The sequence below is a fragment of the Natronolimnohabitans sp. A-GB9 genome, assembly GCF_030848565.1.
Taxonomy (GTDB): domain Archaea; phylum Halobacteriota; class Halobacteria; order Halobacteriales; family Natrialbaceae; genus Natronolimnohabitans.
The window spans coordinates 1-6,763 of the sequence record NZ_JAVDDV010000047.1 but is presented as its reverse complement, the minus strand read 5'-3'; the positions used below and the strand labels follow the sequence as shown (position 1 = coordinate 6,763).

Sequence of the window (6,763 nt, the reverse complement as noted above, 5' to 3'; positions counted from 1 at the left end):
TTCGCTTGATGCGATCCTCGAGCGTGGTGCTGACGACGTCCTGTTTTCGATCCCCGACAACGAGATTGGCCCGATTCCCGACGCCATACACGACTGGCTCGAGCCGATCGCCGCCGAGACAATTGTCGACACGCACGCGGCCAAAACCGTCGTCTCGAGAAGTGATGTGCGGAGGTGACACTGCCGGTGATCTCATTATCGCCTCCACCGCCACCACCGAAGACTCGGCCCCACCACGCTGAGCGTAGCAACCCCGGAAAACTAACCACCGACGACTACCGCACATGAGTTACGATATTCCTCCGGATTACGACGAGGTTAGAGAGATGGATTACACCGAGCCGCCCCACACGGAGTGGGGTGAGTTCGCGATCCTGAGTGCCGCGGAAGACCCATTCGACTACGAGAACATTCACGGCGCTGTCAAGGATATCGAGAACTGGACGACGCTTCAAGAGCAGATTATCGTCCCGTTCGAGACCTACGACGACTTTCCCGCCGAGGGCCCGTTTGACGGCGCTCGAGCGGAGGCGAAGGACATGAATGTCGTCTTCCAATGGGACGGCGATTCAGAGGACTGGAAACCGCTGAATACTGGAACACCTGATGCCCCGATCCCGGGCACCAGCCACTATGAAGGGATCAACGCAGGCCGTGTTGATATCGAACAGCGAAACCTAGATGTTCTAATCGACGATCTGGGAGAAGACGACCATGGCCATATTTTTCGTCACGACGGATCTGGTGTCGTCGATCTCGTCGATGGCACATCTACAATGGCTCGTGGGCCGTATGTTTATGACCACAATGATGAGGCTTTCCTCCGATTACAGACAGAGGCATCGGAGATAGAAGGCTACTCACCTGACGACTTCGTCAAGTCTCACGGCGATACTCTCACTGGCGGGCTAACCATCACTGTTGATGGTGGTGTCTCGTTGCTTCAACTCCTTTCTGAGGATGCTTTGTCGGAGCTGTTCCTGGGCGGAGATGAGGAAAACGGTGTATCACTCACCGTTACCGATGGGAAGCTAAATATTGGAACCGTCAAAGACGGTGAGTTCGAATCAGCCCTTTCGGTAGACGAAGACGGTGTCCAAACCGACAAAGCAGTCGACTTCGGTGGGAGCGAGAATACGGGCTGGCCGCTCTTTCAGGAGGACAGCGAAGCACCCGACAATTCGCTGTACATCCACCAGGATGAGGGGCTGACTTTCAAACACGATTCGGATAACATTGTCAGGCTGGAATAATGAGATACGCGCAAGTTCGGCAGGCACAATCTGAATGGGACGATGTTATTGGATATGACGCTAACTGCGCAGTCCATGAGGATTTAGCCGCTAATCTCGGCCTCGAGGTCGGTGATCTAATCCGCGTCAAAGCAGAAGAAACGGGAGTCACACGCCCTTACCGAGCCCAACGACTTCATACGGAGTATGGAAATGACTCTGTTCGGATGGGTGGACCTGCACGTGATCGACTGTATCCTGACGAAGAAGACGGGGCTCCAGATGACTTCTCCTGCGAAGTCATGCGCCACGAGGATCAGCATGTGATCGACATGGCGACCGTGGATCAAGCCTATGCTGACTGGGACGACCTGATCTCCCACAGCGGTCGTCAAGTTGCCGACGAGCGTATCTCCGTCTGGGACGGGCTTCTTGACAACTTAGACCTCGAGATTGGCGATAACATCATGCTCCGTAATCCGGACATCCCTAACCAGTCCGCACCCTATACCATACTCCAAACACACGAAGACGAAGATGCTCATTCGATCCGAATGGGCTGGGGCGGACGGAACCGCCTCCACAAAGACAAGAGTGACGAGGAAGTTAACACACCAGATAGGTTTGCTGTCGAGATCACCCAATTCGCTCCAAACCACCGTATCGCTGACTCAGAGAGTGGGAACGAACTCGACACATCCTTTACAGAGGTTGAGCATCACTCAGAGAACGATATTATCGTCACTGCCCCACACGGTGGTTGGATCGAACCAGGGACAAGCGAACAGACGAGGATTCTGTATAACCTACTTGATGACTGTTCGCTATGGAACTTTGAAGGGAACAACGATGGCGGTGGCTCGTTTGACCGGTGGCATATCACATCTGTCGATGTCCAAGGAGAGTGCTTCCCAGGATTCGGTATGGTAGAAGATCACGACTGGGACTGGGCTATCTCTATACATGGCTTCTCATATGACACGTTCCTTGTTGGTGGTCTCGCGCCGATGGGGCTTCGAGAAGAAATCGTCTCAGAAGTGGAAGATGTGATTGATGCTCAGGGGGACGACATTGAGGTAACTGCCCCTTCAGAAGATGAGTGGGAATTGTTCAACGCTCACTCTGAGGACAACTATATCAACCGGATGACTGAGAACGGACAAAGTGGGATCCAGATCGAACAACCCTGGGAGACCAGGCAGGACGAGTACGTTGAAGAAATTCCCAAGGCAATTGCCCGCGGGTTGACCAGTTATCTGGACTCTGAGTAGCGATATCCATCGCTCCACACTGCATAGCTCACTGAAAGTAGTCAGGATTTCTGATACTTTCATCGTTCGCAGTAGCAGTCTTTCAGTATTTCAACTCAAAGCATGGTAGAGACGTACGACACGCCCGGCGAGTACCAACTCGAGGCGCCCGACAACGCCGTCTACGCCCATATCGAAGCGTGGGGTGGTGACGGTGCCGGCGGTTACGATGACAGCTTCAGTTCGGATGGCGGGGACGCCGGATACATCGACGCACTGGTCCCAGTCGACCCCGGCGAGCACATCAACGTGACCGTCGCTGGCGGTGCCGATGGGACGAGTGGAGGTTATAACGGCGGCGGTGACGGGTCATCCGCCGACGATTCAATGAGTGGCGGTGGTGGTGGAGCATCGGACATCCGCATCGGTGGCGAGACGCTCGAGGATCGCGTCCTCGTTGCTGCCGGTGGAGCAGGCGGCGCCGGTGGCGGAAGGGATGGCGGAGATGGGGGTGCTGAGGTCGGTGAGACGGGTAGGCACTCACTGTCATGGGACGTCGGTGGTGAGGGAGGGTCTCAGACAAGCGGCGGCGCCCCTGGCGAAGGTGGCGACAACCCCGGAGAGTTCGGGGTCGGTGGTGACGGTGACAGCGCCTCCTTCGATGACGGCGCCAGCAGTGCCGGCGCTGGGGGTGGCGGCTGGTACGGCGGTGGCGGTGGTGGTATTGTCGATGGTGTTAACGGCGGCGGTGGCGGGGGGTCTAACTACCTCCTGGACGCTGGAGACGCCCTCGCCAACGAACGCGGGGAATCTGCCGACAATGACGGCGACGGGACAGTTTCCGTCGAGTTCGTCACGAGCGACCCGCCAGCGGACCTCGGGGTCACCGACTGGACCGACGACACGGTCACCCTCTCGTGGGATGACAGCGACGTCGACGATCACGAAGCGATCCGCATCTACCGATCCGAGACATCGCCGGTCCCGATCGACGACGAACACCTCGTCAAAACAGTCGACGCCTCCGAGACGACAGCCGTCGACGACACCGTTGACGACTACACCGAGTACCACTACGTCGTCACGGCCGTCGTCGAGGTCGGCGAGACAGATCCATCCAACGAGGCGTCAGTACTGACCGATGTCCACCCGCCAACGTTTGAGTCACTCGAGGCACAGTCGAACGACGATCTCGTCGCCGAGTGGGCCGTCGAAAGCGACGCCGGCGACGAACACAAACTTGAGGTCTCTCTGGACGGCGAGTCATGGGACGTGGTCGCCACTGTCGACGGCTCTGCCAAGACAGCGTCATGGGACGGCGCACTCGACGGCCGAGTGTACACCGGCCGGATCCGCGTCATCGCGAACAGTGGGGCGGAAACGCGCGAAGCTACCAGCGACACGCTGTATACGACGACCGATCTCCCCAATCCCGAGAGCTACGATCTCGATGCGACTGACCTAAACCAACTGACGGTCGTTAACCTCGAGCCGAGAATCGACAACGGCGAGTATCGAGTTCGGTGGACCCGTACGGCAACTGATGAGGACTGGAATGAGGCGACCTACGCCTATGACGACGAGATCATCATCACTGGACTTCTTAACGGCGAAGAGTACGATGTCGAGGTTCGCCCAGAGACAGAGGACGTTATCGGCGACTGGCTGGATGAGACTGTGGTCTCGCTGCTCGAGCCGAACATCAACCTCGGCGTCACTTCAACTGAGCCGACAACCGTCGAGATCGACTGGACGACCATCTCGAATTTCGACGGTGTCCAGGAAATCTGGCGAGCACGCAACGACTACGATTACGACGATCCGAAAGGCGAGTTAATCGCCACGCTCGAGGCCGACACCGAGTCGTTCACCGACGACGTCCAGCCTGATCGCGACTATCACTATACGACCCGTGCTCAAACGGCATACACTCATGCCGATGCCGACGTCGAGACGACGACCGACAGCGCCGGCCTCGAGCAGTCTCCTGTCCCTCCACGCGGGTGGTACGCTGAAGTAATCCACCCCAACGGACAGACACTCATGCCGCAGATTCTCAGTGAGGCGGGCCGAAATCCTACGATCAACGGCTATCCCCGCGTCGAGATCCCGACGCCATACGACGATAGTTGGCACTCCGACGCGCTCAACGACGCCGATATGCGCGTCTGGCATGACGGCGATCGCCAACCTATCGAGCGCCTCGAACATCGCTCGCTCGAGGAAGGGGGAAGCGACAAACAAACCGTCCTCGAAGGGAAGGGCGGCACGCAACTCGAGCATCGCGTCGTCGAGGACGTCGATCTCGAGCCGACACACGAGCTCGTCAAGCGGTTGCTCAACGAGTACACCGACTACGACTACGTCGTCGACGAACCGATCATCGACGAAGAGAGCGTGACGCTACAGACTGCCGACGAAGCCGTCGAACTCGAGATGGCTCTTGTCGAGGCAATCCTCGAGCAGATCACCAACGAGACGATCCCGCTCGAGATCACGGACGACGGACGGATCGTGCCGCTGCAAACCTGCCACGTGTTCGACCAGGACGACGGCGACTTCGACGAAGAGTACTCCGGTGGTCGGGCTGGGAATCCGTCAATGTGGGGCTCGGGGAGCTTCGATTACACGGTACCCGTCGAGCATATTGGGTACGCGATCCGCGAAGGAAAATACGACGAGACGGACGATATCGAGTACACATTCAACAGCAACGAGTTCCTTTCCTGGTCGCTGTCTGGCAGAGACTCGATCGAGTGGTATGAGGTGTCGGGCTGGCTCCAAAATCACTACAACGAGGATGTCGAGGGTTTTAATTGGACCATCACCGGCGACTCGGAGTATACCGCCGACATCATCGCTATTTTCGACGCGCGATATCACGACCCCAACAAGTGGGATAACGAGGTGCACGAGCCCGACGGGTACCTCGACGATCCGCCACTCTACCCCGAGCGCCTCGATCTCGACCTCGAGCCGATCGCGACGCCGCTCCCGATCTCGGATCTCACGCTCGAAGTGGAGATGGACGACGGCGAACCTGCCATTTCTCTTGGGCTCGGGATCGACGGCACCGACGAGTTCGACGAGGCAGCCGAGGTAACCACGCATACGATCGACTATGACGTGTTGTCGACGACGGCTCAACCCCGAATCAGTCTCGCCCATCGCAGAGGGCTCGAGCCCCGAGAGCAGACGCCGCGGCTCGGGTATGAGCCCCAGGGTCTCGACGCGCTATCTCTGGACGCGACACTCGACTCGACGCCGGTCGTGACTAACCGGTCGTTCGATGGCAAACTGATCGACGTCCTGCGCAAGCTCGCCGACATCGGTAACTTCGTCTTCGAAGTCCGGACCGACGACAACGACGATCTCGTCGTGCACTGGACCCAACTCGAGCAGCGGGCGACCGACGCCGATCCGGACCTCGCAAGCTACAGCGTCGATAAGCAGACTGAGGACGTCGTCGAACGGGCGATCATCTACGGCGGCGCCCAACGCGTCTCGCGCCAGCCGATCGATGTCGAGATCGGCGAGTGGATCGACCTGCCGTTCAGCGACGCGCGGCTCGTCGAGGGACGCGAGACTGTCTACGAGGGCGACACGGAGTACTCGCGTGCGGACGACTATCAGATTCGCTACACGACCGAAGATGGGCAGCCGCGACTGCGTGCACTCGAGGACGGCGATCTCGAAGACCGGCAGACGGTGCGGATCGACGCCGACGTCAAGCCTCGAGGTGAGCACGTCCAGGCTGACGTCGTCGATCCGGCAGAGGCCCGGACGGTTATCGAGGATATCCCAGCGCTTGCCACCCAGCAAATGTGCGAGCAGGTCGCGCTCTATCTCGTTGAGGAGACTGGCCGGTCAATCGTCGAGGCGGAGGTCGTGGTTCCTCATGATGACGTCGGATGGTCGATCGTTGAGGCTGTCAACATCAACGCGTTGCCTGGAGATGGCCACTGGCAAACCCGCGAGATCGACAGCGATCCGACACGGACGATGCTTCGGTTGGGGCAGGGCCAGACTGTCCGAGAGGCGATTCAAGAGATCCGTGACCGGACGTCACAGGCTGAGGAGCGCGTCTGATTCGATATTGGATGGCACGAGACCACCGCTTGGGAAATCGATGCCTCCGTAGCGGTGGTGCGTATTGTGCTGAGTCAGGCGAAGGGATGTGGCAATCCCCAGTCGCGGTGGCGAGGGTGGTGTGTCAGTGAGGTGTTGGGTGACAATGGCAATCTGTCTCCCCGCCGTTTGACGGTTGTTACTACCCAGAAA

The 6,763-nt window shown here is 58.5% G+C and carries 3 protein-coding genes; all 3 read left to right on the top strand.

Translation table 11 applies throughout. The features are described 5' to 3' along the window. Positions 1 to 284 precede the first annotated feature (284 nt). The 3 genes from RBH26_RS21090 (at position 285) to RBH26_RS21080 (ending at position 6,571) form a co-directional block, all read left to right on the top strand. Positions 285 to 1,253 (top strand): hypothetical protein, encoded by a 969-nt coding sequence (locus RBH26_RS21090; protein WP_306760336.1) that lies wholly within the window; start codon positions 285 to 287, stop codon positions 1,251 to 1,253. Positions 1,254 to 1,459: 206 nt separating this feature from the next. After that, positions 1,460 to 2,503: a poly-gamma-glutamate hydrolase family protein gene (locus tag RBH26_RS21085; protein ID WP_306760335.1), complete on the top strand. Its 1,044-nt coding sequence runs from the start codon at positions 1,460 to 1,462 to the stop codon at positions 2,501 to 2,503. A gap of 102 nt (positions 2,504 to 2,605) precedes the next feature. Continuing rightward, the gene (locus RBH26_RS21080) at positions 2,606 to 6,571 is read left to right on the top strand and encodes a glycine-rich protein (protein ID WP_306760334.1); all 3,966 of its coding nucleotides are present in this window, start codon (positions 2,606 to 2,608) and stop codon (positions 6,569 to 6,571) included. Positions 6,572 to 6,763: the final 192 nt, after the last annotated feature.

Bases quoted from the DNA above. Each gene is read 5' to 3' on its own strand.
- RBH26_RS21090 (WP_306760336.1), top strand. From the start codon at position 285: ATGAGTTACGATATTCCTCCGGATTACGACGAGGTTAGAGAGATGGAT.
- RBH26_RS21085 (WP_306760335.1), top strand. From the start codon at position 1,460: ATGGGTGGACCTGCACGTGATCGACTGTATCCTGACGAAGAAGACGGG.
- RBH26_RS21080 (WP_306760334.1), top strand. From the start codon at position 2,606: ATGGTAGAGACGTACGACACGCCCGGCGAGTACCAACTCGAGGCGCCC.